Raw genomic sequence first — 16,639 nt, 5'->3', positions numbered from 1 at the left:
ACGATGTGCAGACAAAGACTTCGCCGCCTCCAGGAGGCGATGCCTTTATCTTGCCTTCCCGGACCTGCCTCCCTGCCCCGCCCGACCCACGGTACCCCTGCCCTCACCTGCGATCCGGCCGGCCTGACCTTGCTCGCTCCGATCCGAGCGGCACCACGATTTGGCCATTCGGATCGGTCGCGGAAACATCGTTTCGCAGGAAAAACAGCGACTGCCCGGACGGGATTTCCGGCGCTTTTCCGGAACGGGATTTGCCGGTGAACGCGTCCATGTCGGCGGCCGAAATCCCGGCAGCCTTGAGCTGTTCCAAATACGAAACCGTCTCGCCGGGCAGCGGTCGCCCACGCTGCAAATGCTGTTCGTAGCGGTCCGGCCCAGCGTTATAGGCGGCAAACAGGCCGGGAAAGCCGAAGCGGTCATACATGGCGCGCAGATAGGCAGTGCCTGCCAGAATGTTGTCGCGAGGGTCGTGCGGATCGGCCCCCAGGCCAAGCTCTGCGCGCATCTCCTCGTAGGTGCCGGGCATCACCTGCATGAGGCCAATGGCGCCGGCGTGTGAGGCGATCGGCCGTCCGTCCAGCATTGTCTGCCCCCGGCTTTCGGCATCCATGACCGCATAAATCCAGGGCTGTGGAATGCTGAAACGCCGGCTTGCCTCAGCTACGTAGTGCTGCCATCTTGCCATCTGCGGACCACGGGAGATGGCGGCCGGCTGAGCGTCGGTCGCGGCGGAACAGGCGCATGGCGCTATCGCGACCATGCCCAGCATCAGGAGGGTTACTCGGTCCATAGCGGCACGAGCCTCCCGGCAATATTTTCGGCCGGCACCGGCCCGAAATAGCGGCTGTCGAAGGAGCGGTTTCTATCGTTGCCGAGCAGGAAAACCTCGGCGGCGGCGAGCTTGCGGCAGGCATTCCACCAAGGCAGCGGACGGTGCTGCGTGTCGGTTGCCAGCCGGCGCGCGACAATTTCGCCGCCGATGATGATGGCGTCGCCGAAGGCGCAGACATGCTCGCCAGGCAGCGCGGCAAGGCGCTTGACCAGCGGCACGTTGCTGGGCAGGAAGAAGCGTTCGGCGGCGAGATCGGCGACCGGTTTTGGCGGGCGGACGAGCACGAGATCGCCACGAGCCGGCGATCCGGACGCGACGCGATAGAGGCCGACCGGCGCACTGGCCGAGGCGTTCCACACCAGCCAGGGCGATGGGTTGTCGAAAGCGGCGAAGCCGATCAGGCCGAGGCCTATTGTGGCCACGGCGATCGTCTTGCGCGCCCGAATGCGCCGCAGGTGGCTGCCGATCAGACGGATAGTGGGACGCCGGCTCATGAGCGGCCTCCCTCACCGGCCGAGCCGGAATCATGCCCGGCATCCTCGGGCCTGGTCTCCTGCGCGCGTCCCTTCGACCAGTCGTCGAGCTCGTCGATGTGATAGCGGACATAGCGGCCGTGCTTGCGAAATTGCGGGCCGCCGCCTTTGAGCCGCATCTTCTCCAGCGTGCGCTGGGACAGCCCGATATAGAAGGCGGCCTGCGCGGTGTTGAGAAACGGACTGCCCTTCTTGGCGCGGGCCGCGCGTTCGTTTTCGTCGTCCATGATGATCCTCGTTTCGTTACGGACAAGCGAAGGCGAGGATCGGCGAGCGAGATCGTTTTGGGGACGGGCGAAGAGTGGGGGGCGAGTTTTCGCCGCCCCTTCTTGAGAAGAGCCCCGCGCCGGTTGCGGCGCGGGGCTCGAGGCTGGCGGTTCAGTCGACGGGGTTCCAGATGATGGCGTATGTGTCGTCGTCATCCTGGCCGGCGGCGCGGCCGAGATTGGCGTAGAGCTTGCGCGGACCGAACTCCGGGGCGGCAATCGACAGGCTCACATAGTCCTTGCCGGAGGTCTCGCCGGTGCGGATCCAGCCGGCCCCTACTTCGACCCCTTGCGTCAGCACCCGGAAGTCGGGATGGGTGTCGGCGCTCTTTGCCTGATTGGGCACGATGTCGATGTCGGCGCGCACGCTGAGCGTCTTGAGCTGGCCCTTGTAGCCGCCGTTTTCCTGTTTGGTGACGTATCCGATCGCGGTCATTTTTAGTCTCCTTTTGGTGCTCGCCGGGGACCATTCCCCTGCGATGGCGGACCGTGATGGGCGCGTCCGGACCGCCGGAACCGGGACGGCCGCAGCGATAGCGGAGGACCCGAGCGGACAGCTTTTTTGAAGCGAAGCGGCGCGAGGAAGCCGCCGCAGGCGGCGGGGAAAAAAGCTGCTGGCGAGGGTTTCGGGCGGGCCGGATCCGCCCATAGGTCGTCAAGCCAGCCGCAGGGGAATGGTCCCTGAGACACATGGAGACAGGTGGCGCGATCGGCGGCACAACGACCAGGCGGCATTACAGGGCGCCGGCTGCGCGGGCTCTGTCGGCAACCGGATCGGACAATTGGCCCCATGCGCCTGGCGCCTCGGCAAGCAACCCGGCGCGGTGCAGGGCTGCCGAAACGGGGGCGAGTTGGCGTCGGGATTTCTCGCGCGCGGCACTGGCTCGACAAGACGACCAATCGCCAGCCGGCGCGGCCCGGAGCGGCGCGCGCGACCTGAGCGGCGGTACTCGAGAGAACCGCCGCTCGGGCCCTGATCGATTATTCGCGGACGAACAGCGGCTGTACCTGTGTCCACTGATCGGCGGTGCGGAAGCCGCCGCGGCTGGTGTAGCTTTCGGCCGGGAATTTCATCCAGCGCGGCAGCCAGGTCTCGACCCTGAGGCGGCCATTCTCGCCCGCCAGGAAGTCGCGGATGATCTTCTTTTGCGCCTTGACCTTCTGGGCGACATTGCCGTCCGCGACCAGCTTGCCGCCGACCTCGGCCAGCATCGAATTGGCGATTTCCTTGTCGCGCAAGAGGTCGAAGAAGGCATCGTCCGGTTGCCACCATGTGCCCATATCGACGTTCAGATGGTTGCCGAGCGCCTCGATGACGGCGCTGCCGGCTGCAAGCGTCTCGGCCATGACAAGGGTGAGAACGCGCATCACATCGTCGTCGCACAGCGCCAAGAGGCGCGCGAAGACGCCGGCGATAGCAAAGGCGTCGCCATTGCCGCCGGCGACCACGCCATCCTCATCCGGTGATCCGAGCAGGGCCAACACCTCGCGCCGCTTTTTGCCGAATGCGGCTTCAGCCTTGCAGCCGGCAAGGCTGGCAGTCACCGTCTCGTTGGCTGCGCGCTGCGGCTCGGGGCGCACCTGCCAGAGGCCGGAACCGGTGATGGCGTGCGCCACCACCAGGCGCAGCGCCACGGTGGGATGGTCGAGCATGGTCGCGCGCACGGCGGCATGGCGATGCAGATCGACATAGTTCTGCATCGGGCCGGTGAGTTCGGGGCGCGGCGGCTTGGCGGCTGTTTCGTCTTGCTCGCCGCCCTCGCGGGCGCGGCGGGCTTGCTTGCGTGACAGCCAGCCCTCGTGACACTCGACCTCGCCGCGATGCGAGACAGTGATGACGACCTTGCCGCCCCTCTTCTTCGGGGTCTTCTCGTGGTCCCATGGGTGGAAATATTGGCCCGGTTCCAGCAGCACCACCTCGCTCCAGCCCTCGTTGAGATATGTGTCGCGTCTGGTGGCAATCGCTTCGTTCTGCTTTTGCCAGAACAGGTCGGCATCGGCGAAATAGCTGTCCTCGCCGAACAGGTCCGAGGTGATCAGGCCGGGATACTCCTCGATGGCAAACAGCGCCACCTTGGTGGGAATCGACTGGCCGCCGAACAGCCATTGCTTCAATTGAAAGCCACGCGGCGCGTATTGATCGGGATCGGCACAGAGTGCCAGCCAGTCCTTCTGCTGCGCCTTGGACGCCATGGTGAGATGGCGCACCGTCTCGGCGTCGATCTCCTCGCGGCGATAGGCTTCGCGGATTTTGGGCAAGAGGTCGCCAAGCGCCAGAATGCGTTTGACCTTGAGGTCAGTGATGCCGAAGGTCGCAGCGATGTCGGGAACGGTGCGGCCTTGCCTGACGAGCCGCGAAAACGTCTCCCATTGCGAGACTTCGTCAGGATCGAGGCGGGCGAGGTTTTCGATCAGCGAGGCTTCCAGCGCATCGGCGTCGTCACCGTCCTCCATGATGGCGCAGGGCAAGGGATCGCCTTCGCCGCGCTCGTCGGCAAGCGATTTGGCGGCGAAATAGCGCCGCCTGCCGGCAACGATCTCGAAGGTTTCCGGCTGGCCATTGGGCCGCACAAGGAGAGGCACCAGCACGCCGCGCGCACGCACGGATGGCAGGATGTCGGATATGTCGGGCGCGCGTTTTCCACCGCGCATGTTGAGCGCGGAAATGTTGAGGTGATCCAAGGGGATGTGGGCAAGCTGCATGGCTACTCTCCTTCGCTTTGGTGAGGTTGTCCCCGCCGCAGAGGCCGACGGCCGGCGCGGCGGGACGGTTTTTGCGCCTATCGGCGCTGCTGTTCCGCCGTGTCGGACGGAAGCTCGGAATGGGGCTTTGAAAGGGCGTCTGCTGCCTGCCGCAGAAGTCGCTCGGCCTCGGTGATGTGGCCGCAAATGCGGGCGGCTTCGGCATAGGCGGAGAGCGGATAGCGCGCCTGGAAATGCAGGTCGCGCTCGATGCCGAGGCCAAGCGGACCTTTTGCGGATGCAAGCTCGGCCAGACTGACGCTGCCGAGTTCGGGGAAGCCGAAGCCGAGATCGCAAAGACCGAACAGCGTGTCGCCATCGGCGTCGAGTTCGCTCAGAAGCCACGTCGCGGCACCTGTCGGATCGAACAGTTTCACAACGGGAAAATGGTCGATGTCGGCGTCGGCGGCGCCATTGGCGAGCAGTCGTGCGCGCAGTGGATCGGTGATCAGGATCATGGAAAGGTCTCCTTGTCAGAACAGGTCGAGTTGATTTCTGCTGGCTTCATCGAAGAGGCCGATATCGAGCGGCTTTTGCGCCGCGCGCGGACGCATCGGCGCGTCCATCAGGAGGGTGAGCCGATCGCGCGTGGTGATCGGCCGGACACCGGGAATGAGCATCTGCTCGCCTTGCGGCGTCGGCTCGGTCGCGGTCAGTTGAGGGTCGCGCATCGTCATGCCGCAATCCCTTCCTGCGCCTCGCCTTCGGCATCGGCCTGAAGGCCAAGCAGGAAATCGGCGGCCTTGGATGCAAGACTGGCGGCACGGAAGATCGCGCGGTTGTCCTCGCGCAGCACCTCTAGCCATGAGCCGATGTAATCGGCATGACGCACGGTCGGCTCGATACCGAGCTTGCTGCAGACGAAGGCGGCAGTGATTTCGGCGACCAATTCTTCACGCGCGTAAGCCTTGGAGCCGAACGAGCCGGAGAGCTCGCGAGCAAGCCGCGTCGGGTGGCCGGTCCAGTGGCCAAGCTCGTGAAAGCAGGTCCGGTAATAGTCGATCTGGTGATGGAACGCCGGCTGCGGCGGCACCTGAATGTGGTCGCTGCCCGGCATGTAGAAAGCGCGATCGCCGCCGACCCTGAAATCCGCACCGCTGGCGCGAATGAGCGTCTCGGCCTGCGGCACGATCTCGCACTGAGGCAGCGGCTCGGCGGCGGCGTGGAGGTGTTCCGGAAGATTATCGCACTGCGCGACATTGAAGACGGTGAAGCGCTTCAAAAAAGGCACAGCCTGTGGTTCATCGCCCTCGTGGCGTGCGCGCTCCTTCTCGTCCTTGGGGACAAAGCGGTCGGCATGCACGATGGTCGTGCCGCGCTCGCCCTTCCTGACATTGCCGCCAAGGACGAGCGCCTGCCGGAAGGTGAGCCAGTTCTGGCTGGGATAGCTGCGCTCGATCACCGCGCCCCACAGGATGAGGATATTGATGCCGGAATAGGTGCGCCCAGAGGATGCATTCCTCGGCAGGCCAAGGCCTGCCTTTGCGCTGCCCCATGGCTTGACCCATGGCACGGTGCCGCGCTCCAGCTCGGCAATGATGCGGTCCGTGATCTCCTGATAAAGGCTGGCGCTGGGGCGCCCGCCCTTGCCTGCGCCAGCCTCTCCGCTGGCGGAACGCTTGCTGTTTGCATGCATCGTCTCATCCTCCGCTCGCCAATCGCCGCGCCTTTCCCCGGAAGCGGGGTGGGCGGCGAGTCGCGACCGGAAAGGCCCGCCGTGGGAGGCGGACCGCATCCGAAGGACCGGAACGAAGAGGAGGACCCTGAGCGGCACGCGAAGGGTTGCGGGCTGCCGCGGCGGGCCTAGAAGGGAGTGCCGCCCACCCCGCGCCACCGGGAAAGGCCAACAGACAAACCGCGCCGCCCGCAAGGGCGGCGGCCGTCACAGCCCGAAGGGCTGCCCACGCCAAGGGGCGAAGCCGAATGGCCGAGACCGCCTGAGCTTGCCGAAGAAAAGCGGGCTCGGTTCACGAGCACCTGGTGCGCGTCGTCAGGCGCGCGGGCGCCCGCCAGGACAGATTTTTCGCACGGATCATCGTCAAGCGCCGCAATTACGTCGAGAAACTCGACGACATCGCCGCCGTGCGCGCGGCTTCCTACGAACAAAGCCAGCGCTCGCCTTTCAACAGGTTGAGGCGCGTGTCCCAGTAATATTCCTGACCGGGATCATGATAGACGCGCTCGCCCGTTTGTGGCTTATATTGGCTTTGATGATGCAGCCGACAGCGGCAGGGTCGATTCGAAGGCAAGAATGCCAGCCAGGAGTTGTCCTGATAGCGATGGTTGCCCACGCCCCTTCCCTCCCAAGAGAGAATGCGACGTTTGCGGCCTAGAGTCTACAAGTCGGGTCTAATTCACCGGTCCTGTTCCGAACCATTGAATGAACGGCGCATCCTTCCCCGTGATATCCTTCACCGTCTTTAACAGCGCTTCATGGGTGCGCTGGAGAGCCAGGTAATGGTTGCTGGTAGGTGATAGAAGCGGCTGGACGATGCTTTTGTGCAGCCGTTCCGCCTCCGCCAGAAAGCGCTCGATTTCAGCTTGTGAAAGCTGCTTGGAAAGTTTGGTCCTAGCCATTGCGATCTCCGTTGAGGAATCGCCCACCTAGGATTATCATCCTATATCGGCATGGCTTGGTAAAGACCCACCCGCAGCGGAATGGCAGCTTGCCGAAGAAAAGCGCGCTCGGTTCACGGTACCGGCGCGAGCCGTTAGACGCGCAGGCGCCCGTTAGCCCGCAGGCTGGACAGAATCTCGCACGGATCAGCGTCAAGCGCCGCAGTTAAGTCGAGAAACTCGATGACGTCGAGACGCCGCTCTCCACCCTCGTACTTGGCCACGAAGGATTGGGGACGATCAAGCTTCTCGGCCACCTGCGCCTGAGTCAGGCCTTTGGCCTTGCGTAGGGAAACCAGCTGGGCCAGAAACCGCTGGTGGCGGGGCGATCGAAGAGATTTGGGCATGTAGGCGAACCGGTCGGGTAAAGACCGGATCAGCGACTAATCCCGGTTTCGGATTATCCCATTTTGGGATATGCTGCGGGCACTCAACAGGCGAGGTTCGCAGGCATGAATCGACCAATGGGAACAGATGAGAGTCGAAGCTCAACGTTGAGCGATGAAGTCCCCTGGTCGGAGAACCTCACGAGCTACGACAGGGAGCATTTCACGATCTATCTGAAGATTTTGGATGCCTGCGCCGACAATGCCAGCGAAGAGGAAATGGCCGATCTCATTCTCGGCATCGACCCGGCCCTTGAACCGGTCCGCGCCCGCAAGGCTCTTCGCAGCCATATCGACCGTGCGAACTGGATGGTGACGACTGGCTACAAGGAACTGTTCGCCGGCTGACGCACAGCACGGACTGTCATGCTCTTCAAACGAGGACGTTCAGATACCCGCCATTCATGAGCGCACGGCCGCGAGAGACGGCGCGGCGGGAGCGGTCACAACTGGTTCGCGTGCTGTTTGACTGCCATTTCTAGTGCTTGGCTCAGAGGCACAGCCTTGGAGAACAGGAAGCCTTGAGCGGTTCGGCAGCCAAGCTTGTGCAGGGTTTGCCGATCCGCCTCTGTTTCGACGCCCTCGGCCATGACCTCGATCCCGAGCATGTTACCGAGATCGATGACCGATTTGACAAGCAGTCGGTCCTCTCGGGACTTGGCCAAGCCGCGAATGAAGCCCTGGTCTATTTTCACCTTGCGTATCCGACTGTCCTTGAGCGATGCCAACGTAGAAAAGCCGGTGCCGAAGTCATCGAGCGCGATGGAAATGCCGGCATGTGAAAGCCGTCCGAGCTTTTCATCCACTCTGTCCGGGTCCACCGGGGATTCTTCGGTAATCTCGATCTCGAACATCGTTGCAGGGAGACCTCTTGCCGCCAGACCATCCAGAACCATGTCGTCGATATCGCCGGCTTCCAGTTCGCGCGGTGAAACATTCATCGCCACACGGAGATCACGACAGTCAGCTTTCACCAAGCCGTCGATAAAAGCACAACAGTCGGCGAATACGGTTTGCGTCAGCAGCTGAAGCATTCCGGTTTCGCGTGCAGCTGTGATGATTTCGGGTGGAGAGATGGCGCCATGAGTCGGATGGGACCACCTCAGCAAGGCTTCAAAACCGACCACGGCCTCGGTGTCGAGTTTCACGATCGGCTGGAACCAAGGTTGCAAGCTTCTCGTCTTTATCGCCGAATGAAGGTCCCGTTCGACGGACTGGCGGCGTTGCAGTTCCCTGTCGAGTTCGGCATCGAACAGGCAAAATTCGTTCCTGCCACGACGCTTGGCCGTATAAAGGGCGATATCCGCCCGCAACAACATTTCCGTCAGGCCCGGCGTCTGCGCCAAGTATATTCCTATCGATGCCCCGACACGGACGGACGCGACCTCGATATAGGGGCGGGCAATTTTGGCTATGATATCGGAGGCGAGATCACTAGTAGAAACCGAAACCCTCGTTGAGGGAAAAAACAGCACGAATTCATCGCCGCCAATACGAGCGAGCGTTGAGCCTTCCGGTGCTTCCTCCTCTATGCGGCGGGCGATCCTGACAAGCAGTTCATCACCGGTCCTGTGACCGTAGGTATCGTTGACGGATTTGAACCCGTCCAGATCAATCAGCATTGCCACGAAGGGGCCATCCGCGGTCTCGAACCGTCCGATAGCGTGTTCGAGGCCACGCCTGTTGAGAAGGGCCGTCAGGTGGTCCTGCCTGGAACTGGCCTTCATCTCCGCCGCAAGCCGCTCGGCGTCATGCCTCAGGCGGCTCGCTTCGCGGAAGCGTGCTTGCCCAACAAACGCAGCTCGAACCAAGCCGCCCATGAAGAGCAGAACGGTAAAAGCCAGAATGTAGTCTTCAAAATTGCCTTTCGCCAAAAGGCATCCCACCGTGATGAGGAGCGGAGGTGTTATGAAGTTGATCGCCGCCGCGGCATACGAACTGCCGTATGTAACCGCACCAGCTGAAATGCCCGCCAGAATGACCAGATGCAGCGGTGCTTGAGGTGTCGTGTATCCAACAGTCAGGACGGCCAGGAAGGACCAGGCAAACCCTGCCAGAAGAGCAAGGATGCCAAACCAGCGAAGCCGCGGCAAAACCCCCACGAAATTGTCATGGCGCCCTGTTTCCTTTAGCTGATAACGCGCGAGTGCAAGGCGGGCGGCATTTATCGCATTGACGACCAGGAACCAGATTGCAGCGGCAAAGCCGCTGCCAGAAAGGGCGTGCACCGCCCAAATCAGGCCTGACAGGATAGCGCTTATCGGCATCGACACGAAGAGACCGGTCCTCAGGTCAGCAAGCTGATCCTGACGGATTTTGGCCTCCAGCGTGTCTTCATTCTTCGGGGCCATGGACGGACCGGCTTGCTCCCATCGTTGTTCGCGACGACAAGCTTACGCAAGCCCACTGAAGGACGGGTTAACTATCCAGCGGGGGTAACCAGTGCGCTCACCATGGCTCCGGGTCGCACGTCTGCTGTTAGGATTGCCGGCTGACCATCGAGATCTTGACCGTGCTATGCCTTGATCCGAACCATCCCAGGATCGGCAACGTCACCATGGAAGCAGCCTTACGAACGGCATCAAACGCGACCGGCGAGACAAAAGGAAGCCGGGCCGAGATAGCGTTCCAGAGCGGCAGCGCTGCCTGCGATTCACCGCCTGAGCATGGCCGAAATGCCATGGCGGATAAAGGGAAGATATTGGGCAAAGCGAAGCCCCGCGTGTCTTGCAAGCCGTGCCGTCGGGTGCTCGCCTGAGTAGAGAGCGACAAGTACATTCGTAGCATGATAGAGCGGTGCCGCCGACAGACGCAGCCGGCTTTCGTATCTGCCGAGCATGTCAGTATCAGCAATGTCGCGGCGCTCACGACATGCCGCCAGGATTCCATCGGCGAGTTGCTTCTGGCCGCTGAGGCCGATGTTGAAGCCATGCGCGGTCACCGGGTGCATGCCGAGGGCAGCATCGCCGATCAGTGCCGCACTCGGAGCCCAGAACTTGTGCGCCCAGGTCGTGACCAGCGGATAGGCATGGCGGGTGCTTGCCAAGGTCATCTCTCCGAGGCGTCCTCGACAACGGTTCGTCAATTCCATCAGGAACAAATCGTCGTCGAGAGCAAGCAGTCTGTCGGCCTCATTTGAGCGCAACGTGAGAAGCAGCGACGACACGCCTTCCATGAGCGGCAACATCGCTATCGTCTGATGGTGATCGAACCATTCGACCGCGATCTGGTGATGGGCGCGCTCGTGCCTCACCCGGCAAATCAGCATGGAGTTGCCAAGCCGATTGATGTCGGCCCCAATGCCGAGCAGGTCGCGCGTCGCGGACAGACGCGAATCCGCTGCAACGAGCAGCCGAGCGGCCAATTGCCTGCCATCACAGAGCCTTATGACTGCTTCTTTGTGGCTGGTTGTTGCAGTGACGACCGAGTGGCCGCACAGCAGCTGGGCATGACCCTGGAAGTGGACAATCTTGAACAGGGCGTCGCGGATCCGACAATTTGGGACCAGAATTCCGAGTGGTTCCCCAGATCCGCTGGGAGAATCGAAGCACAGGGCGAAAGGGCTCGATCCGTTGAGCACACGCGCGCCTTGAAGTGGTGATTTGTCCGAAGCGGGGATGATATCCCAGGCGCCGAGCTCGCGAAGGATTCCAACCGAAGCGTGGGTCAGCGCGATCTCGCGACCGTCGAAAGCCGGATTCGCCAGGGTTTCGAGCGACTGCCGTTCAACCACTGCCACCTTGAGTCGGCTCTGGGCAAGCGATGCGGCGAAGGAAAGTCCGACCGGCCCGGCTCCGACGACAATAACGTCGAATCTATCGACAGAGCCGGCCATCAGCGTCCCGCCATAGCGTCGGCTATCTGCGACGAAGGGGACTGGAACGCATCGCAATCGCTCCACGGTTTGCGGCTCATCTCCCCAAGCATCTCCACGCGACCTAACCGTCCGTTAGACATCCGTTCTCCGTTGAAAAATGGTCAATGAAACCATGCCGACGAAGAGATAACCCTGATCTGGATCAACCTGGCTCGACAAACGCGGCAACGGCAGGTTCACGGTCGACTGGTCGATCGCCACGCAATGGTCTGGTCAGGTCATCATGGAATGGCGGGCTTCCCCTTCGGTGCGGCCCTTTTCACGGCGATAACAGGGGTTCGATTGCCCTTGGGCATACCAGCAAAATCAAGCACTTAGCTTATGTTTCCGCAAACTCGTCTAATATTCATCTAATATCTCTCATGTGGAAAACGGTGGATTTGGGTGGAGATTGATGGAATCAGATAGCCGAACGTTGAAATCGGCTCCTATATGAGTGCTTGGGGGGCCAGATGCATTGTGAGGTTGAGTTTCTGCCGGTTGGCTCCGGCTCCAAAGCCGGTGACGCCATTGTAGTGCGTTATGGCGACGCTGCCGCTTATCATCTGATGTTGGTCGACGGCGGACATGCAGAAACCGGAGACAACATCGTAGCGCATCTCAAGAAGCAGTTCGGGCCATTTCCTGTTCTGGAGCATGTGGTGTTGACGCATTCCGATGCGGACCATGCTTCGGGGCTGCGCACGGTTTTGAGCGAGATTCCTGTGCGAAATCTCTGGATGCATATCCCTTGGCTCCTCGCCGAGGAGTCCCGTCACCTTTTTTCGGATAAGCGATGGACCGCTGAGGGGCTGAAGTCCGCTGTAAAGGCCGAATACGGGACGATCAGCGAAATCTACGACTTAGCTTTGGAAGCTGGCACCAATATTTTCTTTCCATTCCAAGGCACGGACATCGGCCCTTTCCGCGTATGCTCGCCCAGCCGCGTTGCGTACAGTTATCTCTTGCCGCAATTCGAAAAGACGCCCGATCCGGACCAGGCCGCGATTGAGGCGGCACAGATGTGGTTAGGCAAGGAGTCGCTCGCGCGCAAGATCTTGGAAGCAGCGAAGGCCGCGCTGCATGGTTGGACGACGGAGAGTTGGGACAACGAGCGTTTGCAAGACGGGGGAATCACCAGCGCCAGCAATGAAACGAGCGTCGTACTGTATGGCTCTTTTGAGAACGACGCCCGTGTGCTTCTCACGGGGGACACAGGGGTAAATGGATTGCGATGGGCGGCCATTTATGCGGAGAGCGTGGGCCTTCCACTTCAAAAGTTTAGCTTTGTGCAAATCCCCCATCACGGCAGTCGACGCAACGTCGGCCCCATGATTCTTACGCGTCTTTTAGGAGAAATTCAGGCGGAGGTTTCTGCATCACGTTTCAGTGCTTTTGTTTCTGCACCTAAGGACGACGAAAAACATCCCCGCCGGATCGTGTTAAACGCATTTAAGCGCCGTGGCGGCCATATCATTGCAACTCAAGGCGTCGGCAAGGTTCATTGGGGAGGTTTCCCGGCACGTGCTGGATATGACGTTGCGGAAAGTCTGCCATTCTACACACAGGTCGAGGAATATACGTGAGCACAGATGGACCGCCGCGCTCGTTGAAAGATCAGACCCGCTGGCAGCTTTGGCTTACGATTGCCGCGAACTTTGCTTTGTTTTATGGGGTGGCACAGTCTGACGCTCTTGCGGTTTCCGGCATCAAGGGCCTGCTGGTGGGGGCCGCAAACCTTCTTCCGGTCGGGCTAGCTCTCATTGTTACATCAGTCGCAAACGGCCTTCTGAACGCCGCTGCGAAAGCCCGCTTGGTGTTTCTTCGATGGCACTTTGCATTGCCTGGACATCGAGCCTTTAGCAGGCACGGGCCGACAGATCCTCGCATCGATATGTCTCGACTGAAAGACTCTTTGGGAGATACTTTCCCCCGAACACCGGGTGACGAAAATCGCCTGTGGTATCGGTTTTACAAAGACGTCGAGTCAGAGACCGCAATCCTCCATGCTCACAGGGAATTTCTGTTTACTCGCGACTACGCCGCTTTTTCGTTCCTGTTTCTTTTCGGCTTTGGGACCGCAGCGGTTTTCATGGTGCAGTCCCTGAGGGTGTCGCTTATCTATTGCGCCGTTCTGCTGCTACAGTTCTTGGTTGTTCGCCACTCGGCGGCAACCTATGGTGTCCGGTTGGTAACAACGGTGCTGGCGCGCCACGCAGCGAAGACGGTTTGGATTTCCGGGTAGTAGTAGGCCCCTCTTACCCTCACGCCGTCCTCCAAACCTCGACGCTGTTAAAGAGTTCGGACTCGCAGGAGGCGGCGGCTAGTCCAAACCCGGCCGTGTTGTTGGTTCCCGAACACCAATGCTCGACGCGGTGCGCCTTTGCCGGCGAGAGCGGTTCCCCATCCGAACGAGTCGGGTTGGTGAGGGCTGGTGTCAGCCACCGCGCTAGAGCCGGAGGCGACCACAACACCGTCAGTGACATTGAAGAGCCTGGCGATGTGTTGTGTGGCTCCCCATGCCGGCGCCCGCCACCGGACCCTGCAATTTACCGATGGCGTGAATTCGTCGCCGGCCAAGGTGATGATACCAGCGGGATCATATGACTTGGTGTTCAAGGTTCGAGGTCGAAATACACATTTCTTATGTCTGCAACTGCCGTCGTCGCGCTCGCCCTTTCGGCATGCTCGACGCCGGCTTTCGAGTTCGAACGCGTCACCGTCACCAACGCCAGCTACGACAATCCGCTCGCCGCCATCGTTGCGGTTCCGGCGGATCTCGCCATCGTTTCCGCCTCGGAAGACTTCGAGCGAACGCGGGCCGTCGCCGGCCCACCAAGAATGCGGTCGTTTACTTCGCAGTCTACATGACCACTTCGCCGGCGGTGAGCTGGAACCGACCTTTCGCGGTTCCCTGGCAGGTTTGACAGCTTCGAATGGACCCCGAGCCCGGCGCTAACCATGCCGGCCTTTATCGTTGCGGCTTTCCGGTCTTTGGCCGTATTGAGCGGGCCATGAAACAGATCCTCGCCGCGACTCATCGCTGTCGCCGCCACCTCGGCACACGCCGAAGAAATGACGCTGACACCAGCCATGGCGAAAGCAGCCACCTCCGCTATCAAGATGAACGGGTCCAACTGCCCTGCGGCGAAGAGCGCATAGAAGAAAGGGCCTGATGCCCGAGGCGATGTCGTCAAGGTGCATTGCGGTCCCGACGATGGAACCGACAACGTCTTCGCCGACTTCTCCTACCGTGTCACGTTCCAGCCGGACGGCGGCATAGACGTCACCGAGTGGTAATTCGGCCTTGACCGATGTTCCTATTCCGTTCTATCGTAGGAATAAATTCCTAATTATATACGTGACAAAGTATGCGTGATTCGATAGAGTGTCGGGGCGTGACAGGCCGGATTCGGCAGACAAGTGGAAAAATGCGAAAACGCCTATTTGGCACTGGAAAAATATGCGTTTTGCATATTTCATAATGGCGGAGCGGATTCTTCCGCTTTGATACGACTTCCCCGGATGGCTCGGGGAAGAAGGCACCCGTAGCGGGGTGCGCCATCCAGCGACGCCCGTTGGGGCGGGGTGTGAGCGCTTTTGCGGGCCGACTCACCCCCTCCATCGCGCTGGAACGTCAATTGATCGGGATTTCGTGACTCGGTGACAAGAGTCCCAGCCCTAAAAACCGATTCATTTCATGGCTTGCTGGGGAAAACACGCATGAGCGGTGGAAAACCGGGAAAAGATTCCGACGAAAAGCGCTTCAACGAGACCGTACAGCGGCTGCTGAAGACGCCGCCGAAGCCGCATGATACGACCGCCCAAAAGAAACCGGAAAGCAATAATAGCAAAAAGCAGGGGGACAATCCGCCCAACCATTGCAAAACTTAGCGCTTCAGGCGATAAGTCGCCAGTTTCCGGGGGGAAGACTGACAGTGCCTTTTGTACCTAAAGAACAATTGCCAGACGTGCCAGACGGCCAATGCCCGCCTATCGACGCAATCGGAATGAGTGGGCGATTTATTAGGTTGGTTGCAGGGCTGGAAATAGACGAAGTGTTTTTCCATTCTCATAATGCGCTTGGTTTACCCCCGCGCAAAAATACAGACCCATGCATTTGGGCGGCATGTTCGCTGATCATCTACGATGAGAATTGGGGAGAAGGGCCTATCGCTCGCGTTCGCGATTTCGCGCAAAGCGTTGGCCTGCTCAAACACAAGACATTTGGCGCGATTCTTGATATAACTCCCAATTCCGGTGTTGGTCACCGTGGCACGGAGGAGTCGCCTCACGTGAGCTTTTGGATGGCGGCAGACTTTGACCCGGCTGGGGCAGTAGTCGACGTTGTGAGCCTGCTATGAAGGCTCGCAACAAAAGGCACGCCTCCTACATCCAGACGCTGGTGTATTACGACGGGCCAGTCCTTGCACTGTTGCAAGATCGGCAGGGCAACAACGTAGTCGCCTTTGCCGTCCCAGATGAGATTGAAGGGTTCGACGAGCCGTTCATCGCGAAGTCCACGAGCCCAAAACTTCTCTCAGATTATCTTCGACAGCGGATCGATCTAAGCTACCTAATGCGAGAGCGACGGGGCGGTGAGCCTTATCTGTTTGATTGGGCAAAGTTTGAAAATGAGGTGCAACTCGTTCCCGCCGAAACGGTTGTCGAGGATGTGGCTAATCTATTGCCGTCCCCCGGGTTTTTTGCCCGAAACCACACTGAGCAATTCAAAGGCATAAAACTCTCGGTGCTGGCGAGCCATACATACCGGATAGATGGCAGATGGTCCGCGAACGACTTCTCACGGTTTTATGCCAAGCTTGATGACCTATACAGCTTGTTCTCGTATCTCGATGAAGTGAGAGACGCGACCGGGCCGCTCGCCCAGAAACTGGTCGAAAAAATTGCGAAATATCCTTGGCAGCGCGGAGGAAGCTATCTCGGATTTTTCAGGGATATCGCAGCGGAATCCAAAGAGGATTATCCGCTCCAGGTGTCGAAGATAAAATATGCCTCACCGGGCGTCATAGAGGTTAAAGGAGTTTATAGCTCTCTTGCGCAGATCGACGCTCTGGTTGGCATATTCGACGCCAACAAAGCTGATCTATCAAGCCTTTATCGTGAATTGCATGGGATCTTAGAGCGAGACAGCGTTTTGGGGACCGGGGACCAAGATTTCTCCAACAGTGCCACGGCAAAAATGGCCGTGGAGAGGGCGGACAAGCTTTTGGTAGGTCTTAGTGTCAGCGATCCGAACGCAGTGAAAGAGGCATGTCAAAATCACTTCGTGCCTTATGCAAAAATAGCATTAGCTATTTATCGTCGCGGCGAGGAGTTTCACCGCTTTCACGCTGAGGGCCGGATGCGGCTTCCCTCAGAATTTTCTTCCTCAGGGCGATAAGCTT

Annotated in this window: 20 protein-coding genes; 8 read left to right on the top strand and 12 right to left on the bottom strand. The window is 60.1% G+C overall.

Going from position 1 to position 16,639, the window contains the following annotated elements; genetic code table 11:
- Window positions 1-103 precede the first annotated feature (103 nt).
- The 8 genes from NKH93_RS30670 to NKH93_RS30635 all read right to left on the bottom strand — a co-directional run bounded on the left by NKH93_RS30670 (window position 104) and on the right by NKH93_RS30635 (window position 6,009).
- A complete protein-coding gene (locus tag NKH93_RS30670) occupies window positions 104-790 on the bottom strand; it encodes a lytic transglycosylase domain-containing protein (RefSeq protein WP_352974888.1) in 687 nt (228 codons plus the stop codon).
- Window positions 778-1,326 carry a signal peptidase I gene (gene lepB, locus NKH93_RS30665; RefSeq protein WP_352974887.1) on the bottom strand — a complete coding sequence of 183 codons (549 nt, stop codon included), beginning with the start codon at window positions 1,324-1,326 and terminating at the stop codon, window positions 778-780. The genes NKH93_RS30670 and lepB overlap by 13 nt, the downstream gene beginning before the upstream one ends.
- Window positions 1,323-1,592, bottom strand: coding sequence for a helix-turn-helix transcriptional regulator (locus NKH93_RS30660; protein WP_023679653.1), 270 nt, complete (start codon window positions 1,590-1,592; stop codon window positions 1,323-1,325). Before NKH93_RS30660 ends, lepB begins: the two co-directional genes overlap by 4 nt.
- Window positions 1,593-1,743: 151 nt before the next feature.
- Complete coding sequence (locus NKH93_RS30655) at window positions 1,744-2,067, bottom strand: DUF736 domain-containing protein (protein WP_023672372.1); 324 nt, start codon at window positions 2,065-2,067, stop codon at window positions 1,744-1,746.
- Window positions 2,068-2,612: 545 nt separating this feature from the next.
- On the bottom strand, window positions 2,613-4,334 hold the full coding sequence (locus NKH93_RS30650; RefSeq protein WP_352974884.1) for a ParB/RepB/Spo0J family partition protein: 1,722 nt from the start codon (window positions 4,332-4,334) through the stop codon (window positions 2,613-2,615).
- 77 nt (window positions 4,335-4,411) lie between these two features.
- Window positions 4,412-4,831, bottom strand: coding sequence for a DUF2958 domain-containing protein (locus tag NKH93_RS30645; RefSeq protein WP_352567089.1), 420 nt, complete (start codon window positions 4,829-4,831; stop codon window positions 4,412-4,414).
- Between the two features lie 15 nt (window positions 4,832-4,846).
- The gene (locus tag NKH93_RS30640) at window positions 4,847-5,050 is read right to left on the bottom strand and encodes a hypothetical protein (RefSeq protein ID WP_023679651.1); all 204 of its coding nucleotides are present in this window, start codon (window positions 5,048-5,050) and stop codon (window positions 4,847-4,849) included.
- Window positions 5,047-6,009 (bottom strand): ArdC family protein, encoded by a 963-nt coding sequence (locus NKH93_RS30635; protein ID WP_352974881.1) that lies wholly within the window; start codon window positions 6,007-6,009, stop codon window positions 5,047-5,049. Before NKH93_RS30635 ends, NKH93_RS30640 begins: the two co-directional genes overlap by 4 nt.
- Before the next feature lie 344 nt (window positions 6,010-6,353).
- Between NKH93_RS30635 and NKH93_RS30630 the strand changes: the two genes are divergently transcribed.
- Window positions 6,354-6,524, top strand: a complete 171-nt coding sequence (locus NKH93_RS30630) for a hypothetical protein (protein ID WP_352974880.1) — start codon at window positions 6,354-6,356, stop codon at window positions 6,522-6,524.
- Between the two features lie 198 nt (window positions 6,525-6,722).
- On the opposite strand, the gene NKH93_RS30625 is transcribed toward NKH93_RS30630, so the two are convergent.
- Both NKH93_RS30625 and NKH93_RS30620 read right to left on the bottom strand, forming a co-directional pair.
- Complete coding sequence (locus NKH93_RS30625; protein ID WP_023679647.1) at window positions 6,723-6,950, bottom strand: hypothetical protein; 228 nt, start codon at window positions 6,948-6,950, stop codon at window positions 6,723-6,725.
- A 134-nt stretch (window positions 6,951-7,084) separates the two neighbouring features.
- Window positions 7,085-7,336 (bottom strand): helix-turn-helix domain-containing protein, encoded by a 252-nt coding sequence (locus NKH93_RS30620; protein ID WP_023722035.1) that lies wholly within the window; start codon window positions 7,334-7,336, stop codon window positions 7,085-7,087.
- Window positions 7,337-7,441: 105 nt separating this feature from the next.
- On the opposite strand from NKH93_RS30620, the gene NKH93_RS30615 reads away from it, so the two are divergent.
- Window positions 7,442-7,723: a DNA -binding domain-containing protein gene (locus tag NKH93_RS30615; RefSeq protein WP_352700265.1), complete on the top strand. Its 282-nt coding sequence runs from the start codon at window positions 7,442-7,444 to the stop codon at window positions 7,721-7,723.
- 95 nt (window positions 7,724-7,818) lie between these two features.
- Here NKH93_RS30615 and NKH93_RS30610 read toward each other — a convergent pair whose 3' ends face one another.
- Entirely contained in the window at window positions 7,819-9,726 is a 1,908-nt protein-coding gene (locus tag NKH93_RS30610; RefSeq protein ID WP_352974878.1) for a putative bifunctional diguanylate cyclase/phosphodiesterase, read from the bottom strand.
- A 302-nt stretch (window positions 9,727-10,028) separates the two neighbouring features.
- Window positions 10,029-11,210 carry a 5-demethoxyubiquinol-8 5-hydroxylase UbiM gene (gene ubiM / locus NKH93_RS30605; protein ID WP_352974877.1) on the bottom strand — a complete coding sequence of 394 codons (1,182 nt, stop codon included), beginning with the start codon at window positions 11,208-11,210 and terminating at the stop codon, window positions 10,029-10,031.
- 494 nt (window positions 11,211-11,704) lie between these two features.
- Here ubiM and NKH93_RS30600 point away from each other — a divergent pair, with 494 nt between their 5' ends.
- The 6 genes from NKH93_RS30600 to NKH93_RS30575 all read left to right on the top strand — a co-directional run bounded on the left by NKH93_RS30600 (window position 11,705) and on the right by NKH93_RS30575 (window position 16,635).
- Complete coding sequence (locus tag NKH93_RS30600; RefSeq protein WP_352700246.1) at window positions 11,705-12,817, top strand: ComEC/Rec2 family competence protein; 1,113 nt, start codon at window positions 11,705-11,707, stop codon at window positions 12,815-12,817.
- Window positions 12,814-13,476, top strand: a complete 663-nt coding sequence (locus tag NKH93_RS30595; protein ID WP_352700247.1) for a hypothetical protein — start codon at window positions 12,814-12,816, stop codon at window positions 13,474-13,476. The genes NKH93_RS30600 and NKH93_RS30595 overlap by 4 nt, the downstream gene beginning before the upstream one ends.
- A 401-nt stretch (window positions 13,477-13,877) precedes the next feature.
- Complete coding sequence (locus NKH93_RS30590; protein WP_352700248.1) at window positions 13,878-14,102, top strand: hypothetical protein; 225 nt, start codon at window positions 13,878-13,880, stop codon at window positions 14,100-14,102.
- Between the two features lie 852 nt (window positions 14,103-14,954).
- Complete coding sequence (locus NKH93_RS30585) at window positions 14,955-15,125, top strand: hypothetical protein (protein ID WP_352700249.1); 171 nt, start codon at window positions 14,955-14,957, stop codon at window positions 15,123-15,125.
- Between the two features lie 44 nt (window positions 15,126-15,169).
- The gene (locus tag NKH93_RS30580) at window positions 15,170-15,595 is read left to right on the top strand and encodes a hypothetical protein (protein ID WP_352700250.1); all 426 of its coding nucleotides are present in this window, start codon (window positions 15,170-15,172) and stop codon (window positions 15,593-15,595) included.
- Window positions 15,592-16,635, top strand: a complete 1,044-nt coding sequence (locus NKH93_RS30575) for a hypothetical protein (RefSeq protein WP_352700251.1) — start codon at window positions 15,592-15,594, stop codon at window positions 16,633-16,635. The genes NKH93_RS30580 and NKH93_RS30575 overlap by 4 nt, the downstream gene beginning before the upstream one ends.
- Window positions 16,636-16,639 lie beyond the last annotated feature (4 nt).

The organism is Mesorhizobium sp. M0954 (genome assembly GCF_040319155.1).
Taxonomy (GTDB): Bacteria; Pseudomonadota; Alphaproteobacteria; order Rhizobiales; family Rhizobiaceae; genus Mesorhizobium.
This window is presented reverse-complemented; position numbering and strand designations above follow the sequence as displayed.